General features: G+C 68.7%; 21 protein-coding genes and 1 pseudogene. 8 read left to right on the plus strand and 14 right to left on the minus strand.

Going from position 1 to position 23,900, the window contains the following annotated elements:
* Positions 1-32: 32 nt before the first annotated feature.
* Positions 33-1,409, plus strand: a complete 1,377-nt coding sequence (locus tag GNX95_RS14670; protein WP_222853673.1) for an NAD-dependent malic enzyme — start codon at positions 33-35, stop codon at positions 1,407-1,409.
* 142 nt (positions 1,410-1,551) lie between these two features.
* Here the strand turns inward: GNX95_RS14670 and GNX95_RS14675 are convergent, their stop codons facing one another.
* From GNX95_RS14675 to miaA, 5 genes are all read right to left on the minus strand, one after another.
* Positions 1,552-2,406 (minus strand): hypothetical protein, encoded by an 855-nt coding sequence (locus GNX95_RS14675; RefSeq protein WP_163507620.1) that lies wholly within the window; start codon positions 2,404-2,406, stop codon positions 1,552-1,554.
* A 292-nt stretch (positions 2,407-2,698) separates the two neighbouring features.
* Positions 2,699-3,505, minus strand: coding sequence for an inositol monophosphatase family protein (locus GNX95_RS14680; RefSeq protein WP_163507621.1), 807 nt, complete (start codon positions 3,503-3,505; stop codon positions 2,699-2,701).
* Complete coding sequence (dapF, locus tag GNX95_RS14685; RefSeq protein ID WP_343034850.1) at positions 3,502-4,347, minus strand: diaminopimelate epimerase; 846 nt, start codon at positions 4,345-4,347, stop codon at positions 3,502-3,504. The genes GNX95_RS14680 and dapF overlap by 4 nt, the downstream gene beginning before the upstream one ends.
* A 92-nt stretch (positions 4,348-4,439) precedes the next feature.
* Positions 4,440-6,266 (minus strand): gamma-glutamyltransferase, encoded by a 1,827-nt coding sequence (gene ggt / locus GNX95_RS14690; protein ID WP_163507622.1) that lies wholly within the window; start codon positions 6,264-6,266, stop codon positions 4,440-4,442.
* A gap of 186 nt (positions 6,267-6,452) precedes the next feature.
* Entirely contained in the window at positions 6,453-7,352 is a 900-nt protein-coding gene (gene miaA, locus GNX95_RS14695; protein ID WP_163507623.1) for a tRNA (adenosine(37)-N6)-dimethylallyltransferase MiaA, read from the minus strand.
* Positions 7,353-7,618: 266 nt separating this feature from the next.
* Here miaA and GNX95_RS14700 point away from each other — a divergent pair, with 266 nt between their 5' ends.
* The gene (locus tag GNX95_RS14700; RefSeq protein WP_163507624.1) at positions 7,619-8,839 is read left to right on the plus strand and encodes a DUF349 domain-containing protein; all 1,221 of its coding nucleotides are present in this window, start codon (positions 7,619-7,621) and stop codon (positions 8,837-8,839) included.
* A gap of 49 nt (positions 8,840-8,888) precedes the next feature.
* Here the strand turns inward: GNX95_RS14700 and miaB are convergent, their stop codons facing one another.
* On the minus strand, positions 8,889-10,358 hold the full coding sequence (miaB, locus tag GNX95_RS14705) for a tRNA (N6-isopentenyl adenosine(37)-C2)-methylthiotransferase MiaB (RefSeq protein ID WP_163508071.1): 1,470 nt from the start codon (positions 10,356-10,358) through the stop codon (positions 8,889-8,891).
* A gap of 204 nt (positions 10,359-10,562) precedes the next feature.
* Here miaB and GNX95_RS14710 point away from each other — a divergent pair, with 204 nt between their 5' ends.
* The 4 genes from GNX95_RS14710 to GNX95_RS14725 all read left to right on the plus strand — a co-directional run bounded on the left by GNX95_RS14710 (position 10,563) and on the right by GNX95_RS14725 (position 13,976).
* Positions 10,563-11,354, plus strand: a complete 792-nt coding sequence (locus tag GNX95_RS14710) for an amino acid ABC transporter ATP-binding protein (protein ID WP_163507625.1) — start codon at positions 10,563-10,565, stop codon at positions 11,352-11,354.
* A gap of 49 nt (positions 11,355-11,403) precedes the next feature.
* Entirely contained in the window at positions 11,404-12,309 is a 906-nt protein-coding gene (locus tag GNX95_RS14715) for a glutamate ABC transporter substrate-binding protein (RefSeq protein WP_163507626.1), read from the plus strand.
* A gap of 99 nt (positions 12,310-12,408) precedes the next feature.
* Positions 12,409-13,071: an amino acid ABC transporter permease gene (locus GNX95_RS14720; protein WP_163507627.1), complete on the plus strand. Its 663-nt coding sequence runs from the start codon at positions 12,409-12,411 to the stop codon at positions 13,069-13,071.
* Entirely contained in the window at positions 13,068-13,976 is a 909-nt protein-coding gene (locus tag GNX95_RS14725; RefSeq protein ID WP_163507628.1) for an amino acid ABC transporter permease, read from the plus strand. Before GNX95_RS14720 ends, GNX95_RS14725 begins: the two co-directional genes overlap by 4 nt.
* Positions 13,977-14,039: 63 nt before the next feature.
* On the opposite strand, the gene GNX95_RS14730 is transcribed toward GNX95_RS14725, so the two are convergent.
* Both GNX95_RS14730 and GNX95_RS14735 read right to left on the minus strand, forming a co-directional pair.
* Complete coding sequence (locus GNX95_RS14730) at positions 14,040-14,330, minus strand: dihydrofolate reductase family protein (protein WP_163507629.1); 291 nt, start codon at positions 14,328-14,330, stop codon at positions 14,040-14,042.
* The gene (locus GNX95_RS14735) at positions 14,327-14,554 is read right to left on the minus strand and encodes a dihydrofolate reductase family protein (protein ID WP_163507630.1); all 228 of its coding nucleotides are present in this window, start codon (positions 14,552-14,554) and stop codon (positions 14,327-14,329) included. Before GNX95_RS14735 ends, GNX95_RS14730 begins: the two co-directional genes overlap by 4 nt.
* A gap of 118 nt (positions 14,555-14,672) precedes the next feature.
* On the opposite strand from GNX95_RS14735, the gene GNX95_RS43815 reads away from it, so the two are divergent.
* On the plus strand, positions 14,673-15,191 hold the full coding sequence (locus GNX95_RS43815; RefSeq protein ID WP_163507631.1) for a LysR family transcriptional regulator: 519 nt from the start codon (positions 14,673-14,675) through the stop codon (positions 15,189-15,191).
* Positions 15,110-15,585, plus strand: a pseudogene (locus GNX95_RS14750) (alpha/beta hydrolase fold domain-containing protein). Before GNX95_RS43815 ends, GNX95_RS14750 begins: the two are co-directional and overlap by 82 nt.
* Before the next feature lie 43 nt (positions 15,586-15,628).
* Here the strand turns inward: GNX95_RS14750 and GNX95_RS14755 are convergent.
* The 6 genes from GNX95_RS14755 to recA form a co-directional block, all read right to left on the minus strand.
* Positions 15,629-16,576, minus strand: a complete 948-nt coding sequence (locus GNX95_RS14755) for a M20/M25/M40 family metallo-hydrolase (protein ID WP_163507633.1) — start codon at positions 16,574-16,576, stop codon at positions 15,629-15,631.
* Between the two features lie 2 nt (positions 16,577-16,578).
* Positions 16,579-18,132 (minus strand): M4 family metallopeptidase, encoded by a 1,554-nt coding sequence (locus tag GNX95_RS14760; RefSeq protein ID WP_163507634.1) that lies wholly within the window; start codon positions 18,130-18,132, stop codon positions 16,579-16,581.
* A 423-nt stretch (positions 18,133-18,555) separates the two neighbouring features.
* Positions 18,556-19,959, minus strand: coding sequence for a hypothetical protein (locus GNX95_RS14765; protein ID WP_163507635.1), 1,404 nt, complete (start codon positions 19,957-19,959; stop codon positions 18,556-18,558).
* A 65-nt stretch (positions 19,960-20,024) separates the two neighbouring features.
* Positions 20,025-21,740 carry a ribonuclease Y gene (rny, locus tag GNX95_RS14770; protein WP_163507636.1) on the minus strand — a complete coding sequence of 572 codons (1,716 nt, stop codon included), beginning with the start codon at positions 21,738-21,740 and terminating at the stop codon, positions 20,025-20,027.
* 552 nt (positions 21,741-22,292) lie between these two features.
* On the minus strand, positions 22,293-22,856 hold the full coding sequence (locus GNX95_RS14775) for a regulatory protein RecX (protein WP_163507637.1): 564 nt from the start codon (positions 22,854-22,856) through the stop codon (positions 22,293-22,295).
* The gene (recA, locus tag GNX95_RS14780) at positions 22,857-23,894 is read right to left on the minus strand and encodes a recombinase RecA (RefSeq protein WP_163507638.1); all 1,038 of its coding nucleotides are present in this window, start codon (positions 23,892-23,894) and stop codon (positions 22,857-22,859) included.
* Positions 23,895-23,900: the final 6 nt, after the last annotated feature.

Genomic DNA, 23,900 nt, shown 5'->3' on the forward strand with positions numbered 1-23,900 from the left:
TCGTCTGCGACGATCGAGCCGTGACGACTCGCATGCCCAGCGCCGGCTATTCCATCACGGTCCGGGTCGCGGTGCCGGCCGACGCCTCCGCGGTCGGCCGGCTGACCACCGCGGTCGGCGAGGCCGGCGCGATCATCAGCGCTCTGGACATCGTCGACTCGACGACCGAGAACATCCTCGTCGACATCAGCGCGGACACCGCCGACGGCGAGCACGCCAACCAGGTGACCGCCGCGCTGCGCGCGCTCGAGGGCGTCGAGGTGCGCAAGGTCAGTGACCGTACGTTCCTGCTGCACCTCGGGGGCAAGCTGGAGGTCACACCGAAGGTCGCGCTGCGCAACCGTGACGAGCTGTCCCGCGCGTACACCCCCGGCGTCGCGCGGATCTGCCTGGCGATCGCGGAAAACCCGGACGACGCGCGACGGCTGACCATCAAGCGCAACACCGTCGCGGTCGTCACCGACGGCTCGGCGGTGCTCGGCCTGGGCAACATCGGGCCGGCCGCCGCGCTGCCGGTGATGGAAGGCAAGGCCGCGCTGTTCAAGCGGTTCGCCGGCGTGGACGCCTGGCCGGTGGTGCTGGACACGCAGGACACCGACGAGATCGTCCGAATCGTCAAGGCGATCGCGCCGGCGTACGGCGGCATCAACCTGGAGGACATCGCCGCGCCGCGGTGCTTCGAGATCGAGGACCGGCTCCGGCACGAGCTGGACATCCCGGTCTTCCACGACGACCAGCACGGCACCGCGATCGTCGTACTGGCCGCGCTGACCAACGCGCTGCGCGTGGTGAAGAAGGACCTCTCGGCCGTACGCATCGTCGTCTCCGGCGCCGGCGCGGCCGGCACGGCGATCATGAAGCTGCTGCTGGCGCAGGGGGTCGGCGACATCGTCGCGTGCGACCGCAACGGGGCTCTGCACAAGGACATGCCCGGCCTGAACGAGTCGATGCAATGGCTGGCCGAGAACACCAACGCGAGCGGATATGTCGGCGACGTACGCGGTGCCGTACGCGGCGCGGACGTGTTCATCGGCGTCAGTGCGCCGAACATCCTGGACGAGGACGACATCGCCGCCATGGCCGACGACTCCATCGTCTTCGCGCTGGCCAACCCCGACCCGGAGGTCGACCCGGTGGCCGCGCGCCGGCACGCCGCGGTGGTCGCCACCGGCCGCTCCGACCAGCCCAACCAGATCAACAACGTGCTGGCCTTCCCCGGCGTCTTCCGCGGCCTGCTCGATGCTCAGGCGCGCGACTGGACGACCCCGATGGCGCTCGCCGCTGCCACCGCCATCGCCGACGCGGTCGGTCCGGACAAGGTCAACCCGACCGTCATCGTGCCGAGCGTCTTCGACTCCTCGGTCGCGCCAGCCGTCGCCGCCGCCATCCGCGAGGCCGCCACCGCATAGTCCTCGGTCAAACTGTCGGTGGCCGCGAGGACTCTGGTTTCAGGGGTGCTTTTTCGGCTGCACGACCGGGTCCCGATTGTGCAGCCGAAAAAGCACCCCCGGATATAAAGCCTGCCGCGGGCGTACGACGGTTTCGGCGTGGTCAGGCGACGGTCTGGTGGGGCCGCGTCGGCAGGCCGTCGGATCGCGCGTAGTCCCAGTCGCGGTGTGGCAGTTGTACGAGCTGCCGCTGCTCCGTGTCGTAGTGCCACCGCTCGCCGAAGGCCCAGTTGAGCAGGTTGTAGCGCGGCGGCTCCAGCACCAGGCCGACCCCGCCGGCGGTGCTCTGCGGCGACCGCATGCCACCGGCCGTACGCCGTGCCATCAGCCGGCTCAGCAGGGGCGCGAGCGGAGCGCCGAGCGGCTGTCCGGCGACCACCGCGGCGGTCGCGCCGACCACCAGGTTGGCGACCTGCAGGTGCGGCACCTGGCGAGCGGGTGCGCTCAGCACCGGCAGCACGATCCGCGTCTCGGCCGGATACGGTCCCTCCGCCGGCCGGACCTCGGCGAGGTCACGCGCGGCCGAGGTGAGGTCCTCGTCGACCGGATCGGCGACCACCACGGCGATCTCGTCGCGATCCTGGAGGTAGGCGGCGACGCCGCCGAGAAACGTACGCACCACGTCGTCGCGACCGGCCACGTCCTGGTCGGCGACCACCACGACGGACCGTACGTCCCGGCGCATCGCCGCCGCCAGCACGGTGGTGTGGACGTGCAGGCGGCGGTCGCGGTCGTTGGCCGGCTGCACCTGGCAGCCGCCGCGCTGCCGGCCGTCGGTGGACCAGTCCAGCCGCTCGCCCGGCGCCAGGCCGGCCTCGCGGCGGATCCGGCGCAGGTCGCTGTCGAAGCCGGCCACCTCGCCCTCCGGCACCAGGATGCCGCCGATCGCGCGGATCGCACCGAGACCGGACCGCGCTGGCGCGGGCACCTCACAGCCGTCCATGAACACCAGGTACAACTCGCGCCTCCTACGCCAAACCCGTGGCCGGCGGCGTCGGCGACCAGATCGCGCTTTCCACGCTGTCACCAATGATCTTGGTTGTACAGCGCCGAAAACGGCACTGTCACCGAACGTTGCCACAACGGCACCACCGGTGCAACGAGAGACCAGCTACAGAGCCAAAATCTAGGAGTCGAATTCCGACAAAACTCTCAATACGGTCAATAGTTGGAAATCGCGGCACTGTTGCCCGCACAGCACAACATCGCCGGTTGCCGGTAGTGGAAAAACGGGGTGAACACCGCGCGAATCAGTCGAGATAGTCGGCCGGCGCACCGACCGCGGCCAGTGCGTCCAGCAACTCTTCGTGTACGCCAGAAGCGCCGGCCAGCATGCCGCGACTCGACAGCGAGTGCTCGCTGCCGTCGACGTCGGTGACGACTCCGCCAGCGGCGCGGATCATGCACGCGCCAGGAAAGGTGTCCCACGGATGGTTGCCGAAGGCGACCATCCCACCAGTTACGCCGGCCGCGGTCCACGCTGCCTCGACGGCGGTGGAGCCGAGCACGCGTACGCGCAGGCTGCGCTCGGCGAGCGTGTCGAGCAGCGCCATCCGCCAGCGGGTCGGAAACCGCCGGCCACCGTTGGCGGTGACGTTGCCGAAGGCGATCGCCACGTCGGCGAGCTTGGCCCGCTGCAGCGCCGGCACCGGCTCCCCGTTACGCAACACCGGTCCGTCGGCGGTGGCCGCGTATCGCTCGTGCAGCAGCGGAGCCCAGGTCAGCCCGATCACCGGACGGCCGTCGCGTACCAGGGCCAGATTGGTGCCGGTCAGCGGCAGGCCGAGCGAGAAGTTGGCAGTGCCGTCGATCGGGTCGAGGACCCACGTCGTGCCGGTGTCCAGCGGCGGGCCGCCGTGCTCCTCGCCGTGTACGGGGATGCCGGTGCGCTCGGTCAGTGCGGCGGTGAGGTGGCGCTCGATCGACAGGTCGGCCTCGGTCGCGAAGTCCTTGGCGCTCTTGTGCACGGACGCCTGCGCGCCGAGCTGGCCGGTGAACTCGGCGACCGCGCCGTCCAGGATCTCGCTCGCCGCCGCCAGCAGCTCGCGGTCGCTCATCGCGCGTACTCGCCGGTCGCGACGAGCACCGCTGGGCCGGTGAGCAGCGCCGATGGTCCATCAAGGCGTACGAACAGCCGGCCGCCTGGCACGTCGACGGCGACCGTGCCGTCCACGCGGCCGGCGCGCCGCAGCGCGACCGCGGCGACCGCGCAGGCGCCGGTGCCGCAGGACCGCGTCTCCCCCACACCGCGCTCGTGGACGCGCATGACCACGTGCAGGTCGGCGCCGTCGACCGGCGGCTGGTCGAGCGCGACGAACTCGACGTTGGCGCCGGCCGGATGGACGGTCGCGTCGATCTCCGGGATCCGGCTCAGATCGAGGCTGGTCACGGTGTCCGGACCGTCGACAACGCACACGAGATGCGGATTGCCGACGTCGACCGCGACACCTTCGTACGTGCGACCGGTGACGATCGCGCGCGTCGGCGCGCCGATGGCCGGCCGGCAGGCGTCGATGGTGATCAGGTCGCCATCCGGCGTCACGCGGCGCAGTCCGGCACGGGTCGCCACCATGAACGGACCAGGCCCGGCCTCACCGTGCGTCAGCAGCCAGCGGCCAAAGACGCGCAGACCGTTGCCGCACATCTCTCCGACCAGGCCGTCGGCGTTGTGGAAGTCCATGAACCACTCGGCCTCGGCGGCGTACTGCGCCGACTCCGGATGCTTCGCCGAGCGTACGATCCGCAACACGCCGTCGGCGCCGATGCCGGCGCGCCGGTCACACAGCGCTCGCACCAGCTCGGCGGTCAGGTCGATCTCGCCGTCCGGGTCGGGCAGCAGCACGAAGTCGTTCTCGGTGCCGTGCCCCTTCCAGAACCGCAGGCCGTTGGGGATGCTCACCAATCCATCGTACGGCGGCCGCCTCGGCACTCGATCGGCCGCGGGGACTCCCTACGTGCGCCTGACGCACGCATGGTGGCCAGGCGGACTTCCTAGCCGGCGCGGACGACTCCGGCCGCACCACCGCCACGGCGTACCGGCTCGGCGGCGGCCAGCAGCCGGCCGTCGCGGAGGAACTCGATGCCGGTCGCGGCACCGATCTCGGGATTGTCCTTGAACTGGTGCCCCATCGCGACGAGCGTCGCGAAGTACGGCGCGGCCTTGAACGCCGGCTCGGCCTCGGTTTGCGCGGCATTACGCTGGGACGCGCGCGGTGCGGCGATCGCGTCCTCCAGCGACAGACGGCGGTCGACGCGGCCGAGTATGACCTGCAGGGCCGTCGTGATGATCGTTGCGCCGCCCGGCGAGCCGGTGGCGAAGAACGGCTTGCCGTCTTTGAGCACGATCGTCGGCGAGATGCTCGACCGCGGCCGTTTGCCGGGGCCTGGCAGGTTGGGGTCGGGCACGCCAGGAGTGATCGGCACGAAGTTGAAGTCGGTCAGCTCGTTGTTGAGCAGGAAGCCGCGACCCGGCACGGTGATGCCGGAGCCACCGGTCTGCTCGATCGTGAGCGTGTACTCGACGACGTTCCCCCACCGGTCGGCGGTGGTCAGATTGGTGGTGTTGGGCCCCTCGTAACCGGTCGGCGCGGCGACCCGGCCCGGCGAGCACGAGCCGTACGACCCGTCGGGACTGCCCGGCGCGACCGTGCCGACAGAAGCCTTGGTGGGACTGATCTGGCAGAACCGCTCCCGCGCGAACCCCTTCGACAGCAGCTCACGCTGCGGCACGTTCACGTACGCGGAGTCGCCGACCCACCGGTTGCGGTCGGCGAACGAATAACGCGAGGCCTCCAGGAAATAGTGCAGATACTCCGCCTGAGTCATCTTCGACAGGTCGACGTTGCCGAGGATGTTCAGCGCCTCGCCGACCGCGATGCCGCCGGAAGACGCCGGCGCCATGCCAAAGACATCCAGTCCGCGATAGGTGACGTGCGTCGGCGTACGCGGAATGGCGACATAGCGCCGTAGGTCGCTCATCGTCATCTGCCCTGGCCGCACCTTGCGGGTCGCCTTCGGGTCGACCGGTGGCTGCTGGGTCGTACGCACGATGTCGCGGCCGATCGAGCCGCCGTAGATCGCGCCGACCCCCTGCCGGCCAAGCTGCTCGTACGTGCGCGCGAGGTCGGGGTTGCGCAGAACCGAGCCGACCGCCGGCGGCTGACCACCTGGCAGGTACAGCGCGGCGGTCGCCGGAAAGTCCCTGAACCGGTCGGCGTTGTCCGAGGTCTGCGTGCGGAAAGTCGGGTCGACGACGAACCCGTTGCGCGCGATCGTCTCGGCCGGACGCAGCGCCTGGCCGAGCGACAGCGTCCCCCAGCTGCGCAGCGCCAGTGCCCAGGTGGCCGGCGTGCCTGGTATGCCGTTGGACAGGCCGCTGGTCACCGCCTCGGCGAATGGGATCGGCGCGCCGTTTTCGGTGAACGTCGTCGAGGTGAAGCTCGCCGGAGCGGTCTCCCGGCCGTCGATCGTGTAGACCCGCTTGCTCCTGGCGTTGTAGTAGGTGAAGAAGCCACCACCGCCGATGCCGGCGGAGTACGGCTCGGTGACACCGAGCGCAGCGGCGGCCGCGACCGCGGCGTCGACCGCGTTGCCGCCGCGCCGCAGCACGGCGAGGCCGGCCTGCGTGGCGTCGGCATCCACTGTGGACACCGCGCCGCCGTAGCCGGTGGCGACCGGCTGCTTCGGTGTCGGCTGACGACCGGTGGTGGCCGCGCCGGCGGTCGCCGGCACCAAGCCGGCCAACAGGCCGGCCAGCAGTGTCACGGCGGCCAGCGCGGCCAACCGGCGTGACAGACGGGAGAAGCGAAGCGTTGGCATGCCGGTCAATCTGCCGTACGCCAGGCCGTACGCCAACCCCGCCGCCGCGGCCGGAGCCGGCTCCGGCCCGGTTTTGTCGGTGGCACCTGGAAGAATCAAAACCGGGGGGACCCCCGGGCCGAGGCGAAAAATGCACCCCTGAAACCAGAGTTCCACCGCGGTCGGACAGTTTCGCACTCGGCCGGCTCAGGCTCGGCAGAGGGCGAGCGCCGCCTCGACAAGGTCTGGGCGGGCAGCGTCGAGCCAGTGGATCTGGTCGTCGCGACGAAACCAGCTGCGCTGACGGCGTACGAACCGGCGCGTCGCGCGCGCGGTCACGTCGACCACCTCGGCCTCCGGCAGCTCGCCGTCGAACATCCGCAGCACCTGCGCATAGCCGAGCGCGCGCGACGCGGTCAGGCCGGACCGCAACCCCACGCGCTCAAGCTCGCGCACCTCACGCACCAGACCGGCCGCGAACATCAGCTGTACGCGCTGGTCGACGCGCGTGTCCAGGTCCTCCAGCGACCGGTCCAGACCGATCTGCACGGTCTCGTACACCGGCCGGCGCTCCGGCAACGTGGCGGTGAACGGCTCGCCGGTGATCTCCATGACCTCCAGCGCGCGTACGATCCGGCGACCGTTGCTCGGCAGGATCACCGCGGCGGCGGCCGGGTCGGCGAAGGCCAGCCGCTCGTGCATCGCGGCCGGACCGACGGTCGCCAGCTCCTCCTCCAGCCGCGACCGTACGACCGGATCGGTGCCCGGAAAGTCGAAGGCCTCCAGCACCGCACGCAGATAGAGGCCCGAGCCGCCCACCAGGATCGGCACCTTGCCGCCGGCCAGCAGCCGGTCGATGACCGCGCGCGCCTGCTGGCGATAGATCGCGACGCTCGCCGTCTCGCGTACGTCCCAGATGTCGAGCAGGTGATGCGGCACGCCGCCGCGCTCGGCCAGCGTCGGCTTGGCCGTACCGATGTCCATGCCGCGATAGAGCTGCATCGAGTCGGCGTTGATCACCTCGCCGCCGAGCCGCTGGGCCAGCCGGACGCCGAGCGAGGTCTTGCCGGTCGCGGTCGGACCGACGATCGCGACGACGTCAGGCATCGCACATCCGCCATGAATCGCCGTAAATACGTACGTACCGGGTCATCGGCACCGGCAACGGAGGGTGCTCACGGACACCGGTGGCAACAGGCACGAGACAAGACATTAGCGTCCGCTGCGAGTACGGACCGTGACCAGCGCGGCAAGCACGGCACAGGTCGTAGAGTGACAAACCGAATTGGCCGGCGAGGAGCGGGTCGAATACGAGAGAATGCCACTGCATGCGATGGGGCCCGCGACGCGGTGCCGGGGAAACGAGGGTGGTCATGGTCGACGGCGAATCGCCGAAAACCCAGTTCGGGCGGATCGACGCGGACGGCACGGTCTATGTCCGTACGAATGACGGCGAGCGCGTGGTCGGTTCCTGGCAGGCCGGCTCACCCGAGGAAGGCCTGGCCCACTTCGCACGCAGATATGACGACCTGGTCACCGAGGTCGAGCTCATCGAAACCCGGCTGGCCTCCGGCAGCACGGACGCCTCGCACGTCGCCACCAGCGTCAAGCGGCTGACCGAGAGCCTGCCGACCGCCGCCGTCGTCGGCGACCTGGACGCGCTCGCCGCGCGGCTGGCCGCGCTGACCGAGAAGGTCGCCGAGAGCGCCGAGAAGGCCAAGGCCGAGCGCGCCGCACAGCGCGAGGCGGCGATCGCCGCGAAGACCGCGCTGGTCGAGGAGGCCGAACGGATCGCCGCCGAGTCCACCCAGTGGAAGGTCGCCGGTGACCGGCTGCGGGCCATCCTGGACGAGTGGAAGGCGATCCGCGGGGCCGACCGCAAGTCCGACGGCGAGCTGTGGAAGCGCTACGCGGCCGCGCGCGACGCCTTCGGCCGCCGCCGCGGCAGCCACTTCGCCGGCCTGGACGCGGCCCGCCGCGAGTCGCAGGCGGCCAAGGAGAAACTGGTCGCCGAGGCCGAGGAGCTGTCCGCCTCCAGCGAGTGGGGTCCGACCGCGACCCGGCTCAAGCAGCTGATGAGCGAGTGGAAGGCCACCGGCCGCGCGCCACGCGAGGCAGAGGACGCGCTGTGGACCCGGTTCCGTGCCGCGCAGGACGCGTTTTTCTCCCGCCGCAACGAGGTGTTCAGCGAGCGCGACGCCGAGCAGCGCAACAACCAGAAGGCCAAGGAGGAGCTGCTCGCCGAGGCGGAGAACCTGCCGATCGACTCGGACGTACGCGCGGCGCAGAGCCGGCTGCGCGACATCCAGGCCCGCTGGGAGGCGATCGGCCGGGTGCCGCGCGAGGCTATGGGGTCTCTGGAGGGACGGCTGCGCTCGATCGAGGAACGCGTACGCGACGCGGCCGACGCCGACTGGCGGCGCGGCAGTGCCGAGGCCAACCCGCTGCTGACCCAGATGCGTAACCAGGTGGCCGAGGCCGAGCAGCGGCTGGAGCGAGCCCGCGCTGCCGGCGACAAGCGGCGGATCAAGGACGCCGAGCAGGCGCTGGAGAGCAAGCGGCGGTTCCTGCAGCTCGCCGAGCAGCCGCAGTAGCCGGACGACGCAATCGGATTCCGATTGCGTCGTCGGTCGGACGGCCGGGTCAGGCGGGGGTGCCGATCTTGGGCATGCCGAGCAGCACGCCGGGCGTACGCGGCGCAGTGGCTGCCGCGAAGGCGTCGCCGGCGCGCGTACGGCGGTGGCTCAGCACCGCCCCGTCGGCGACCAGGTGGTGCGGCGCGCCGTAGGTGATCTCCGTCGTCACCACGTCACCGGGACGGATGACCGACGGGTCGCCGGCGAAGTGCACCAGCCGGCCGTCGCGCGCGCGGCCGGACATCCGGTGCGTACGCGCGTCCTTGCGGCCCTCGCCAGTCGCGACGAGCACCTCGACGGTCTCCCCCACGAACGACCGGTTGGCGGCCAGCGAGATCTCCTCCTGCAGCGCCAGCAGCCGCTCGTAGCGCTCCTGCACGACCGCCTTCGGCACCTGCTCGTCCATCGACGCCGCCGGCGTGCCGGGACGCGGTGAGTACTGGAAGGTGAAGGCGCCGGAAAACCGCGACTGCTCGACCACGTCCAGCGTCTGCTGGAAGTCGGCCTCGGTCTCGCCGGGGAAACCGACGATGATGTCGGTGGTGATCGCGGCGTGCGGGATCAGCTCGCGTACGCGCGACAGGATCGACAGGTAACGCGACGACCGGTAGGAGCGGCGCATCCGCTTGAGCACCTCGTCGGAGCCCGACTGCAGTGGCATGTGCAGCGACGGACAGACGTTCGGCGTCTCGGCCATCGCCTCGATGACGTCGTCGGTGAAGTCGCGCGGGTGCGGCGAGGTGAACCGTACGCGCTCGAGGCCGTCGATCTCGCCGCACGCGCGCAGCAGCTTGCCAAAGGCCTGCCGGTCGCCGAACTCGACGCCGTAGGAGTTGACGTTCTGGCCGAGCAGCGTCACCTCCAGCACGCCGTCGGCCACCAGCGCTTCGACCTCGGCCAGGACGTCGCCGGGCCGGCGGTCCTTCTCCCGGCCACGCAGCGCCGGCACGATGCAGAACGTGCAGGTGTTGTTGCAGCCCACCGACACCGACACCCAGCCCGCGTACGTCGACTCGCGGCGCGAGGGCAGGCTCGACGGGAAGACCTCCAGCGACTCCAGGATCTCGACCTGGGCCTCCTGGTTGTGCCGCGCGCGCTCCAACAGCACCGGCAGCGAGTGCACGTTGTGCGTGCCGAACACGACGTCGACCCACGGCGCCTTGCGGACGATCTCGCCGCGGTCTTTCTGCGCCAGGCAGCCGCCGACGGCGATCTGCATGCCGGGCCGCTCACGCTTGACCGGACGCAACATCCCGAGATGTCCGTAAAGTTTGTTGTCCGCGTTTTCGCGTACCGCACAAGTGTTGAAGACGACCACGTCGGCGTCGTCGCCGTCGGCGCGCGCATAACCGGCTTGTTCCAGCAGGCCGGCGAGCCGTTCGGAGTCGTGTACGTTCATCTGACAGCCGAATGTCCGGATCGCGTACGTACGTCCGGAGTTGTCCTCGGCTGGAGCGGGGGCCGCGAAAGTCGTCATAGCGATCTCCAGCGTACGCGTGCGGACCAGCAGGTCAGCGGTCCGGTCATTCACCAGACGCGGCGGCCCCGCACGGACCACAATGCGAAGGTAAAGAAAAGCCGTGACAGGTAGCGGCCGCGATGATCGTCCGTTGCCGGCCACCGCTAGAGTGCAGCGTCACAACGCCAACAGACAGCACGGGACCCTAAGAAGGAGCCGCTGATGGGTGAGTCCCCGAATGCCCTGGTCAAGGACAAGTCGCCAGAGCCCGGTGCCGACCAGCCCTTGGTGGTTCTTGCCGATGTGGAGAAGTATTTCGGCGAGCTGCACGTCCTGCGCGGCATCAACATGACGATCAACCGCGGCGAGGTCGTGGTGGTCATCGGCCCGTCCGGGTCCGGCAAGTCGACGCTCTGCCGCGCGATCAACCGGCTGGAGGGCATCCAGTCCGGCACCATCACCATCGACGGCCAGCCGCTGCCGGCCGAGGGCCGTGACCTGGCCCGGCTGCGCAGCGAGGTCGGCATGGTGTTCCAGCAGTTCAACCTGTTCGCGCACAAGACCGTGGTCGAGAACGTCATGCTCGGCCCGATCAAGGTGCGCAAGGTGTCCCGCGACGAGGCGCACAAGACCGCGATGGAGCTGCTCGGCCGGGTCGGCGTCGGCAACCAGGCGGACAAGTATCCGGCGCAGCTGTCCGGCGGCCAGCAGCAGCGCGTGGCGATCGCCCGCGCGCTGGCCATGCGCCCCAAGATCATGCTCTTCGACGAGCCGACCAGCGCGCTCGACCCGGAGATGGTCAACGAGGTCCTGGAAGTGATGACCGCACTGGCCAAGGACGGCATGACGATGGTCGTGGTGACCCACGAGATGGGGTTCGCGCGGCGGGCCGCCAACCGGGTCGTGTTCATGGCCGACGGCCAGATCGTCGAGCAGAACACCCCCGACGAGTTCTTCACCAATCCGCAGTCCGACCGGGCCAAGGACTTCCTGTCCAAGATCCTGACGCACTGATCGCACTGTCGAACACGGCTGAATTTCCAAGAAAGGCAAGGGAAACACGATGAAGCTACGGAAGCTTCTGGTCCCGGTGGCGGTGGCGGTGGCCGGCGCGCTCGCGCTGACCGGCTGCGGCAAGACCGGCAGCCCCACCGGCGGCGGCGCGCCGAGCGCGGACGTGACCGTGCCGGTCGCGACCAACGTGAAGGTGGACGGCTCCAAGACGTTCCAGGCGATGACCAGCCGCGGCAAGGTCATCATCGGCGTCAAGGAGGACCAGCCCAACCTCGGCTACAAGGACCCGACCACCGGCAAGTACTCCGGCTTCGACATCTACATCGCCAACGCGATCGCGGCCAAGCTCGGCTTCGGCCCTGACAAGATCCAGTACCAGCCGATCCCGTCGGCCAACCGCGAGCAGGCGCTGACCAACGGCCAGGTCGACTACTACGTCGGCACGTACACGATCAACGACAAGCGCAAGAAACAGGTCTCCTTCGCCGGCCCGTACTACGTGGCCGGCCAGGACCTGCTGGTACGCGCCGACGACACCAGCATCACCGGCCCGGAGACCATCAAGGGCAAGGTGGTGTGCTCGGTGACCGGCTCGACACCGATCCAGAACATCAAGGAACACAAGGACAAGTACGGCGCCGAGACCCGCGAGTTCGAGAAGTACTCGCAGTGCGTGGACGCGCTGCTGAACAAGCAGGTCGACGCGGTCACCACCGACGACGCCATCCTGAAGGGCTACGCGGCGCAGCAGCCGGGCAAGCTCAAGGTGATCGGCAAGCCGTTCTCCAAGGAGCCCTACGGTGTTGGCATCGCGCTCAGCGACAGCGCGCTGCGCGGCAAGATCAACGACATCCTGGACGGCCTGGAGAAGGACGGCTCCTGGAAGAAGATCTACGACGCCACGCTCGGCAAGTCCGGGACGACGGCCGAGCCGCCGGCCCTCGAGCGCTACTGACCCAACCGTGTCGAGCCGCGGCGCCAGCCGGCGCCGCGGCTCACCCTTATCGAAGTCCGACATCGGCGTCGTGCGCGCCGCCGCGGGAGGCGGAGGTAGATGCACTCTCTGGCTGACCTGTTCGCTCCGATCGTCGACCAATGGCCGCTTTATCTGCAGTCGTTCTGGGTCACGATCCAGCTGTTCCTGATCTCCGGCGTCGCCTCGCTCATCTGGGGTACGGCGCTGGCCGGCATGCGTGTCTCGCCGATTCCGGTGCTGCGCGCTTTCGGCACCGGCTATGTCAACATCCTGCGCAACACGCCGCTGACGCTGGTGTTCTTCTTCGTGGCGTTCGGCTTTCCGTACCTGGAGATCAACTTCTCGTTCTTCGCGTTCGCGCTGATCGCACTCAGCGCCTACACCTCGGCGTTCATCTGCGAGGCAGTGCGGGCCGGCCTCAACTCGGTGCCACCGGGTCAGGCCGAGGCGGCGCGCGCGGTCGGGCTGACCTTCTTCCAGACGCTCAACCTGGTGTTGTTGCCGCAGGCCTTCCGCGCGGTCGTGCCGCCGGTGTCCAGCCTGCTGATCGCGCTGTTGAAGAACACCACGATCGCGGCCGGGTTCAGCGTCGCCGAGGCCGGCACCATCCGGTCCAACCTGTCCGAGCTCGGCTACGCGGCCTTCCCGGTGCTGCTCTGGGTCGTGATCGGCTTCCTGATCCTGGTGCTGCCGCTGTCCGCGCTGCAGCGCTGGTTCGAGCGGCGTTGGAGGGTGGCATGAGCGCGACCGCTGTTCTTTTCGACATGCCCGGGCCCAAGGCCCGGCGTCGCTATCTGACCGGCGGCATCATCGGGTCGGTCATCCTGGTGGCACTGCTGGCCTTCGTCGTCTACCGGTTCTATGTCACCGGCCAGTTCGACGGCCAGAAGTGGTCGATCTTCGAATACCAGCAGGTGCAGATCACGCTGCTGCTCGGTTACGCCAACACCCTGCTGGCCGCCGCGGTCGGCGCGGTGCTCGCGCTGGCGCTCGGCTTCGGCCTCGCCATCGCGCGGCTGTCCGAGCACAGGTGGGTCCGCGGCCCGGCGTTCGCGCTGGTCGAGCTGTTCCGCGCGATTCCGTTGCTGCTGCTGATGTTCCTGTTCTACTACGCGGCACCCAGCTTCGGTGTGACGTTCACTCCGTTCTGGGCCGTGGTCATCGGCCTGACGCTCTACAACGGCTCGGTGCTCGCGGAGATCTTCCGCGCCGGTGTCGAGGCGGTGCCGAAAGGCCAGAGCGAGGCGGCGTACGCGATCGGCATGCGTAAGTCGCAGGTCATGCGTACGGTCCTGCTGCCGCAGGCGGTGCGTACGATGCTGCCGACAATCATCAGCCAGCTGGTCGTGCTGCTGAAGGACACCGCGCTGGGCTTCCTGGTCACCTACGACGAGCTGCTCAAGCAGATCAAGCAGCTCGCCGCCGCGCCGGAGTTCGCGTTTCCGTTGATCCCGCTGACGATCGTCGGCGGCTCGATCTACATCGCGACCTGTCTTTTGCTGGCATTGCTGGCAAACCGACTGGAAGCGCGTACGCGCCGGTCGGTCAAGGTGGCGCCGGGCGCCGCTCAGGCCGCCGAGGCGGCCGGCACCGCGGCTCAGGGTGGCAACACCATGGGTGGCGTGCCACCGACAGGCAACTTGTAGCGCAGCACCGACGAAATAGGCCCGCACTCGTCCCGAGTGCGGGCCTGTTTCGTCGGCCGATAATTAACCGGACTCGAACGGCCGTACGCGGGTCAGCGCCAGCGGCACCATGCCGGCGGTGTCGAACACCTTGGCACCGGCTCCGAGCAGCACGGGGTTGACCATCAGCCGCAGTTCGTCGACCGGACCGGCGCGCAGCAGCGAGCCGATCAGCGTCGAGCTGCCAAGCACGGCCATGTCCTTGCCGGGCGTCTGCTTGTACGCGGCGATGTCACCGACGCTGGCCAGCCGTGATCCACTCCAGTCCACTGAGGTCAGTGAGCCGGAGACGACGAGCTTGGTCGGCTCGTTCATCCGGTCCGCGATCCGCGGATCGAAGCCGGCGCCCAGATCGCTGGTCCAGTAGGCGGCAGGCCTTCGTACGTCGTGCGGCCGAGCACCAACGTGTCGACCTCGTCCAGCTGCTCGACCGAATAGTCGGCGAACTCCTGGCCGAAGGTCTGCCATTCGACCGTGTCGGCCGTGTTCGCGTGATAGCCGTCCGCGCTGATCGCCATGAAAGAGAACAGTTTTCGCATTCGTCACTCCGTTCGTCGTCACTGGGCTCAAGCCTCACCGATCGCATGACCGAACGGAAATGCAGGTTCGACATCGGCGTCTTGCATCCAGCGCAACGAGGTTGGGCGTGATGGCGGCATGACCGACGGTTTGGAGCTGCGACATCTGCGGTCGTTCGCGGTGCTCGCCGAGGAGCGCAACTTTGGCCGCGCGGCGGCCCGGCTGTATGTGTCGCAGTCGGCGCTGAGTCGGCGGATCGCCGGTTTGGAGCGAATTCTCGGCTGCGTCCTGTTCACCCGTTCGACGCAGAACGTCGCGCTCACCCTGGCCGGCGCGCACCTGCTGGAGCGTACGCCGGCGATCCTGGCCGGCGTCGAGGACGCGGTCACCTCCACGCGGTCGATCGGTGGCGAGCTCGCGGCACGGATTCGCCGGCTCGGTGAGCCGTTCGACGACGTGACCTACGCGGACGTCGACCGGCTCCGCGAGCTGGCCGAGCCGCATTACGCGCAACTTCCATTGGCAGACGTGGAAATCCGGCCGCGGTCGACGACGCCGAGGCCTGTTGTCGCTGGTTGGCGCGTACGGCCGGCGACCTCGTGCTGGTCGGCGACACCTCTGGCGCAGGGCACGCGTTTTCGTTACTGGTCCGCATAAAGGACGCACTGCCGGCTCGGTGCGTGTTCATCACGCCATGGGTCGACATCAGCATGGCGGCACCGGACCGGCTGCCGGACCAGCCGGCGCATTCGGCCACTCGCGCCGGCGCGGCTCTGGGATGTCGCATTATCTCGCCGGTCATCCGGTCGACGACCCGGCGCTGGATCCGCTGCACACCGATCTCACCGGCATGCCGCCGATGCTCATCCAGGCCGCCGCCGGCGACGAAGGCCTTCCGGACGCCGAGCGGTTGGCCGCGCACGCTCGCGCGTGCGGCGTCGACGTGCGGCTGGAGATCTACCCGGTGGCGGCGCAGAGTTTCCCACTCTACTGGTCGTTTCTGCCGGAGGCAGCCGACGCACTCGACCAGCTGGCCAGGTTCGTACGGTGACGAAAAGGCCCGCACTCGTCGCGAGTGCGGGCCGTTTTCGTTGTCAGCGGGTGAGTTCCCAGATCGTCCACGAAATGGCGTCGGCGTTGCGGCCGAGTGCCGTGTCGTTGATGTTGGACGAGGTGTCGCACGACCGGTGATAGCAACGGTCGAACGCGACACCGGACTGGCCGCCCCATTTCTGCGCCTGCGCGGCGGTCATCCGCTGTTCGGCGCCGGTGAAGATGCCGCCGGTTTTCACGCCGATACGTTGGAAGGACGCGCTGTCACTGCGTCCGCCGACTCCCTGTCCCTCGGTCGGGACGTCGATCTGCGCGAAGTAGTTGTTGATCGTTTGTGCGATCGCGGCGTCATCGTCGTTGTAGACGAAATAGCCGGCATTCGGCGACGCGACCATGTCGAAGTTCAGATATGCCTTCAGCCGGGTACGCTCGGCACTCGGCAGGTTGGTGGCGTAGTACTTCGAGCCGTTCAGGCCGGACTCCTCGTCACCCCACCAGCCAAACCGTACGGTCACTGCCGGATTCGGGTTGGCGGCGGCGAAAGCCTCGGCCACGGCGAGGATGCTGGACGAGCCGGACCCGTTGTCGTTGATCCCCGGACCGGCGCAGACGCTGTCCAGATGACCGCCGGCCATGATGACTTTCGTCGTGTCATGGCCAGGAATCTCGGCGATGACGTTGCTGCTGCGCCGGCCCGACGGGGTGGTGAACGGCTGCTCGGTGACCCGATAGCCGGCGGCCGTCGCCTTCTGCTTGACATAGTTGACCGAACCGGTGAAACCGGCGGATCCAGTGCAACGGTTGCCACCGCCCTGGTTGGTCGCGATGGTCTGCAGCTGCGTCAGGTGAGTTTTCACCGCGGCGGTGGAAATGTCCGGTGCGCCGTTGGGCAATGCGGTGGTCTGCGTGGCAGGTACGGCCGGTGCCGCGGTGGCGAGCAGCGCCACCGCGGCCACGACCGAGAGGACGATGGCCCCTCGTTTTCTCATGGCTAGTTGACGCTCACCGCGCTCCAGGCAGCGGCGACGGCCTTGTACTCCGCCGAGGTGCTGCCATACAGCGAGGACGCGGCGCGCAGGGTTTCGGTGCGGGCGTTGGGATAGGTCGTGTTGGACACGAAGCCCTCGTCCAGCGCCTTGTACCAGATCTTCGCGGCCTTGTCCCGGCCGATGCCGGTCACCGTCGAGTTGTTGCAGGTCGGGCTGTTGCCGTAGGCGGTGTTGCCGCTGCCTTCGGCCAGCAGGAAGAAGAAGTGGTTGGCGATGCCGGAGCTGTAGTGCGGGTCGACGCGGCGGCCGGACAGCCAGCAGTTGTACGAGCGGCCGTCGAGCTGCGGGTTGTACATGTAGCGCAGCGGCTTGCCGTTACCGAAGATGTTGATCTTCTCGCCGATGTCATAGTCCGGTTTGTCGGCCGGAAGGTTGGCGTAGAACTCGACCATGGTGCCGAAAATGTCGCTGGTGCCCTCGTTGAGGCCACCGCAGTCGGCGGTCGTGTAGCACAGGCCGGCGAGCGCCTGCGTGACGCCGTGGCTCATCTCGTGGCCGGCCACGTCGATGGCGGTCAGCGGGTTGGCGTTGTTGGCGCCGTCGCCGTAGGTCATCTGCGAGCCGTCCCAGAAGGCGTTCACGTACGCGTTGCCATAGTGCACGCGGCTCGGAACACCGCGGCCGTCGCCGAAGATGCCGTTGCGGCCGTGCACGTTCTTGTAGTAGTCGAAGGTCTTCGCGGCGCCGAAGTGCGCGTCGACGGCGGCGGACTGGCGGTTGCTCGCCTGCCCGTTGCCCCACACGTCGTCCGCGTCGGTCATCCGCGCGCAACTGCTCGTCCCCTGGTTGAGGTCGCAGGTGTAGCCGTTGCCGTGGGTCGAGTCGGTCAGCTGGTAACTGCCGGCCGATCCGGTGGTGGAGAAGGAAACGCTGCCGACGTTGACGCCGGTGCCGGTGCCGTCCATGACCTCGTCGGTCTTGTAGAGCAGCGCGCCGGTGGACGCGTCGGTGACCACGTGCAGCTTGCTCGGGGTCTGACCGTCCGGCTCGAAACCGGTGACCACCGTCTCGTACGCGAGCCGGCTCGCGCCGGCCTCGACGGCCGCGACGACCAGCCGCGACTGCCCCGCGCCGGTCACCTTGCCGTCGAAGAACTTGGTGGCCGAGGACTTCGCCGTGGCGGCGCTCATCTTCGCCGCGGAGACAACCGAAACCGGCTTGTCCTGAGCGATCGACATGCCGGTGAAGGCACCGGTTGCGGCGTTGTGGACCACGAAGTCGCCGCCGAGCACGGGCATGCCGCGATACGTACGATCGAACCGTACGTGCGAGGCGCCGTCCGGGTCGATGATCACGCGCTTGACCTGGTAGGCGTCGCCGGACGACGTTTTCGCCATCGCCGGCTGCGCGGCCAGCGACTGCTTGGCCCAGGCGATCGCCTGGCTCTGATCCGGTTTCGCCGGCGCCGCGTGGGCTGCCTGGCCGGCCGCGACCGTGGTCACGCCGAGCCCGCATGCCACTGCGGTGATGCCCAATCTGCGCAGGGTCTTTCTCATGGACCTACCTCCGGACAGGGCTGTGCACCACGCGGGGTCACGTGATGCGAGATGGGGAGAGCGGTGCCACAATTTCGACAGGCCGGCGCGGCCGGAACAATCCGTACGGCTACGTAATAAATTGACCTATCTATAGGTAGGCTTTACCGACAACGCGGAATTGCCAGGATTTATCGGAAAAGTCGGGCTAAAGTTTCACCGATCATGATGTAACTAGTCGATAAACATCGCCAGTGACCGGCGGCAACAGCGTCCGGTTTCCACCCGGACGGCCGGATTTTCCCACCACGATCGGCAAACCTCGACACCCGAAGCTGACCGTACGCGGCGAAACAGCGGTTTCTCCCGCGGTTTGCCGAAAACACCGGAGAAAATCCGTTTGTCACCCGCAATCAAACGGCTTCGGCAGGCAATTTCGCCGGCTCAGGTGCTCGCGCCGGGCGCCGCGCTGCCATAGAAGGAGGCCCACAGGTTGTCCCGGTGCGCGAAGACCCAGGCGCGGATCCGGCTCTGGTCGACCTTCTTCCAGAACCACCTGCCGGTCGTCGGCAACTCGTCTCCGGCCTTGCCACCGGCCGCGCCGGCCTCGATCTCGCTCCTCTTGGTGAGGAAAAACGACGACACCTGAGACGGCACCGACTGGGGCACGCCGTCGGGACCGCTGGCGTTGCGTACGGCGAGCATGAAGGTGAACAGCGGCCGGCCGCCCTGTTCGAGGTCCCAGTTGACCTTGTCGTACTCGCCGCGGTTGATGAGATCGCGGTTGACCTTGCGGGCCACGTCCTCCAGCTTGCCGAGCGCGTTGAGGCAGGCGTCGGTCATCGGACCGATGTGCAGGTTGAGCGCGATCGAGATGCTGGCCGACGCACCGATCAGCGTACCGACCGCGCTGACCAGGCTGACCGAGGCCTTGATGTCGGACTTTGCCTTGTCCGACACCGATCCCTTCGAGGAGACCAGGTCCGCGGCGGCCGTCACCGTTGTGTAGACGGCGATCAGTTTGTTGACGTTGTTGAGCAACGGCAACACCTTGCCGCCTTCGGGGATCTTGAAGGAGGCCTCGATGCGGCCGACGTTGGGGCCGGCCTGCGCCGCGGCGGCGCGAGCCGACGTGACCAGCATCTGGTGCATCTCGGTCGCTTCGGCGATGACCGGCTCGATCGCCAGCCCGGAGTCGAGCAGCGCGGTCGACCAGCTCCACAAAGCCGCGAGCAGCGAGTCGTCGTCGGCGCGGAACGCGTTGGCCTTGGCGTCGGCGATCCGGTCCTGCGCGGCCGCGATGTCCGCCTTCTCCTTCTCCGCCTTTTGCTTGATCTCCAGCATTTTCTGCGCGGCCAGCTCGATGCGCACGTTTTCGCCGGCGTCCATCGCGCTGGCCGCCTTGCCATACCAGGCGTCCACCTGGTCGTAGGTGACCTCGTCGATCTCTTTCGCACCACCGGCTCGTACGGTGGCGGCCAGCTGTTGGCCTTCGGCGATCGCGGTGAACAGCTGCGGCGGTGCCGGCGCGCCGTCGCCGAGGATCGCCGCGCGCTCCTTCTCCACCTCCGTGGCGCGGGTCGTGAGGAACTTCTCCGCGTCCGCGTACGTCCCGATGAACTGGCCGTCGAGGATGCCTTCCTTGTTCTTCACCCCGTCACGCTGCACCGATGGCTGCCCCGTCGGCCGCGCGTTCGCCGCCAGCATGCCGCCGACGGCGCGGTTGCCGGCCGTACGCTGCAGGCTGGTCAGCATGCCGGCCCGCGTCTCGGCTTTCTCCGCGTCGGCCGGCCGGCTGGCCGGGCCCGGCTGCCGATGCGGCTCGGCCGGTGTCTGCCTGGGTCGCATGAAGCCATGATCCGCCGGCAGGCCGGTGCGAACACCGGTCGATGGGGCAGTGATCAGGGCAGGCGCTAGCGGGCGATCTCGCTGGCGCGTGACTCGCGTACGACGGTGACCCGGATCTGGCCGGGATAGGTGAGCTCTTCCTCGATCTGCTTGGCCAGGTCGCGGGCCAGCATGCCGGCGGCGATGTCGTCGACCGCGTCCGGCGAGACCATCACCCTGACCTCGCGGCCGGCCTGCATCGCGAAGACCTTCTCGACGCCGTCCTTCTCCTGCGCCATCTCCTCGATGCGCTCCAGCCGCTTCACGTAAGCCTCGAGGCTCTCGCGGCGCGCACCGGGACGGCCGCCGGAGCACGAGTCGGCGGCCTGCGTCAGCACAGCCTCGATGGTGCGCGGCTGCACCTCGTTGTGGTGCGCCTCGATGGCGTGCACGACGTCCTCGTGCTCGCCGTACTTACGCGCCAGGTCGGCGCCGATCAGCGCGTGGCTGCCTTCCACCTCGTGGGTCAGCGCTTTGCCGATGTCGTGCAGGAACGCGCCGCGCTTGACGCTGGCCGGGTCGACGCCGATCTCGGCGGCCATGTGCGCGGCGATGTGCGCGGTCTCGATCAGGTGCTTGAGCACGTTCTGGCCGTAGCTGGTGCGATAGCGCAGCCGGCCGAGCAGGGTCACCAGCTCGGGGTGTACGTCGGTGATGCCGACGTCGACGATGGCGTCCTCGCCGGCGCGCTGGCAGAGCTGCTCGACCTCGGCCTTGGACTGCTCGTAGACCTCCTCGATCCGGTGCGGATGGATCCGGCCGTCGAGCACCAGCTTCTCCAGCGTGATGCGGCCGATCTCCCGGCGTACCGGGTCGAAGCAGGACAGCAGCACCGCTTCGGGTGTGTCGTCGATGATCAGGTTGACTCCGGTGACCGACTCGTACGCGCGGATGTTGCGGCCTTCGCGGCCGATGATCCGGCCCTTCATCTCGTCGCCCGGCAGGTGCAGCACGGCGACCACGCTCTCCGCGGTCTGCTCGCTGGCCACCCGCTGAATCGCGTCGACGACGATGCTGCGGGCCCGCTGCTCGCCGTTGGATCGCGCCTCCGCCTCGATGTCGCGCACCAGCAGCGCCGCGTCGCGCTTGGCCTGGGTCTCGATGCTCTTGACCAGTTCGGTCTTGGCGTCCTCGGCGGTCAGGCCGGCGATCCGCTCCAGCTCGGCGGTGCGCGCCGCCTCCGCCGCCTCGGCCGCCTGCTCGCGCTCGGCCAGCGCGGTCTCGCGTACGGCCGCCGCCGACTCGGCCTCGGCCAGTTCGTGGCCGCGCTGCTCCAGCCGGTTGGCCTGGGTGTCCAGCCGCTTCTCGCGCTCGGTCGCGCGTGCCTCGCGGCGCTCCAGCTCGGACTGCAGGCGGCGGATCGACTCCGTACGCTCACCGAGCTCACGCTGGATGGTGCGCTGCGCCTCCTCGCGAGCGCCGGCCAGCTCCTCGCTGGCGCGCCGGCGGGCCTCGGCGGTGATGTCGGCGGCGGACGTACGCGCCTCGGCGAGCAGCCGCTCGGCCTCGGCGGCGATCTGCGCCGCGGCCTCCTTGCTGGCCTCTTTGCTGACCGTCACGTCCGGAACCGCGGCAACCGGTTCGTTCGTTGCAGAGGGTGTGTCGGCCGAGGTGGGCTCAGCGCTGCGTGGGCCTTGCTGCGTGATGCCGAGTTTGCGCGCGACGAACAGCACCAGGATCCCGCCGGCCACCACGGCGACGAAGACGACGACGAGCGTCAGCGCCAACTGCTCCATGCCCATCGCACACTCCTCATGCCACGCCGCCGCGAAGGCGACCGCTGGAAACATGCATCAGCGCATGCTCCCGCCAGAGGAGCCACACCGTGCCACGGCACGGCTGCGGAGACGATTCTGGAGCAGCGACGTATCGCCACCGCCACAGAACCCACCCGACCGGTGATCGGTCGGCGAACAAACAACCGTCTCGCGACGGTCGATCAGACGGGCTTCAGGGCCCGGTTCGTCGTGACATCGTTGTCGTGCGTTATGTAGTCGCGCAGTCCGTTACCCGCAGGTATGCGGGCTCCTCATTCGGTAATTTCTGAGGCTATGGCGGTCGCCACAGCCGGTCAAGCTGAGTGCGACGGCGTGTCTATGTAAGTCGGACAAACCGGTGAGGTAAGTAGGACAAATACGTCGAGACCGCCACTTCGTGCGTTGAGATTCACAGGCGCGGACACGCCGACAAGATCCGGAGCGGACCTTAACGGAACCTTAACCGGCCATAAGGTGCTTACTGGCCCTTGACAGGCGAAGCGCTCGCAGTCTGCGCCGAATGTCTTGTTTGTGCGGTTAGAGGGACTGCTCCGGCTCCAGGCCGTCGAGCTCGGCACGTACGACCGCGGTCGCCAGCTCGGCCGGATAGCCCTTGCGCGCCAGCATGCCGTGCAGCCGGCGCGCGGCCACCTCTGGCGGCAGGCCGGTCATGCCGCGCAGCCGCTTGCGTACCAGCTCGACCGCGGCGGCACGCTCGGCCTCCGGGTCGACGCGATCCAGCGCCTGCTCGACCGCCCCCGGATCCACGCCTTTGCGGCGCAGCTCGGCGGCCAGCGCGCGGCGAGCCAGCCCGCGGCCGCGCTGCCTGGTCTCGACCCACGCCTGCGCGTATGCGGTGTCGTCGATCAGGCCGACCTCGGTGAACCGGTCGAGCACGCCGGCCGCGACCTCGTCCGGCACGTCACGCTTGCGCAACGCGGTCTCCAGCTCGGTGCGGGTGCGCGCGCGGTCGGTCAGCAGCCGCAGGCAGATCTGTCTGGCTACCTGCTCCGGGTCACCCGGGTCGTCTTCAGGGTCACCTGGAGGGGGTTCACTGGTCGATCGACCTGAGCGACCCGGAGCAGGAAGTCGGTCGCGCACCTAGAAGTCCACCGGCTCCGGTGCGGTCGCGTCGGCGTCGACGGTCGCGCCGACCCCCAGCTTCTCCTTGATCCGCTTCTCGATCTCGTCGGCCAGGTCGGGGTTGTCCATCAGGAACTTGCGGACGTTTTCCTTGCCCTGGCCGAGCTGGTCGCCCTCGTAGGTGTACCAGGCACCGGACTTGCGGACCAGGCCCTGCTCCACGCCGACGTCGATGAGCGAGCCCTCGCGGCTGATGCCGTGGCCGAACAGGATGTCGAACTCGGCCTGCTTGAACGGCGGAGCCACCTTGTTCTTCACGACCTTGACCCTGGTGCGGTTGGCCACCGCGTCGCCGGCGTCCTTGAGCGTCTCGATCCGCCGCACGTCCAACCGTACGGACGCGTAGAACTTCAGCGCGCGGCCACCGGTGGTGGTCTCCGGCGAGCCGAACATGACGCCGATCTTCTCGCGCAACTGGTTGATGAAGATGGCGGTGGTGTTGGAGTTGTTGAGCGCGCTGGTCATCTTGCGCAGCGCCTGGCTCATCAGCCGGGCCTGCAGGCCGACGTGGCTGTCCCCCATCTCGCCCTCGATCTCGGCGCGCGGCACCAGCGCGGCCACCGAGTCGATCACGATGATGTCCAGCGCGCCGGAGCGGACCAGCATGTCGGCGATCTCCAGCGCCTGCTCACCGGTGTCCGGCTGGGAGACCAGCAGCGCGTCGGTGTCGACGCCGAGCGCCTTGGCGTAGTCGGGATCGAGCGAGTGCTCGGCGTCGACGAAGGCCGCGATGCCGCCGCCGGCCTGCGCGTTGGCCACCGCGTGCAGCGCGACGGTGGTCTTACCGGAGGACTCCGGACCGTAGATCTCGATCACTCGGCCGCGCGGATAGCCGCCGATCCCCAGCGCCACGTCCAGCGCGATCGAACCGGTCGGGATGACCTCGACCGGCACGTTGCCACGCTCGCCGAGCCGCATGATCGAGCCCTTGCCGAACTGCTTGTCGATCTGCGCGAGGGCCAAGTCAAGGGCCTTGCCGCGATCTGGTGCTGCCATGAGTGC

The sequence above is a fragment of the Fodinicola acaciae genome (genome assembly GCF_010993745.1).
Lineage (GTDB): Bacteria > Actinomycetota > Actinomycetes > Mycobacteriales > HKI-0501 > Fodinicola > Fodinicola acaciae.